This is a genomic window from Vibrio sp. 2033 (assembly GCF_033339735.1).
On sequence record NZ_JAWOVC010000915.1, the window covers coordinates 1 to 502 of the forward strand.

The window sequence follows — 502 nt, forward strand, 5'->3', positions numbered from 1 at the left end:
GGTTTATGGCCGTTCTGGTATTCCTCAAAGATAATGCGGCCGTTTTTCCAGACGATCATTGCGAGGCCCTTCGAACGGCTTGAATATTCGGCTGCGGGTGCAAAATCACCATCTTGACGCACGGTCTGTGCGGCTACTCCGCATCCGGATAAAATGGCGGTCACAAGTAAAAATATGTACAAGTGTTTGATTTTCATATACTTAGTTACTGCTTTCAGCACACGAAAGGCGGCCTGCCGGCTTACAAACAGCCGCTTTAAAAATCAGTTCGTTTCACGGATTATACAAAATTGCAATTGTGGAACGTTCCACAATTTTATCATTGCCTTTGGAATTCAGGCGTTCCGAGTACCAGACTGACGGCTTTGAAAACCTCCGGATCTCCTGTGGGCTGCAGCAGGCGCATTTGCCGGTTCATTCGGCCGCCTTGTCCGCCTGCACGCATGTTGGGAATTTCCTCGAGGTTGTCCGCTGTTTCGTTTAACGAAGAAACCTCGGGAAG

2 protein-coding genes are annotated in these 502 nt (G+C 48.8%); both read right to left on the reverse strand.

Annotation, left to right across the window (positions count from 1 at the left end; translation table 11 throughout):
• On the reverse strand, positions 1-197 hold a 197-nt coding region (locus tag R7P74_RS29790; protein WP_318124353.1), incomplete at its 3' end, for a hypothetical protein.
• A gap of 122 nt (positions 198-319) precedes the next feature.
• Positions 320-502: hypothetical protein (locus R7P74_RS29795; protein ID WP_318124354.1), on the reverse strand; the 183-nt coding region annotated here is incomplete at its 5' end.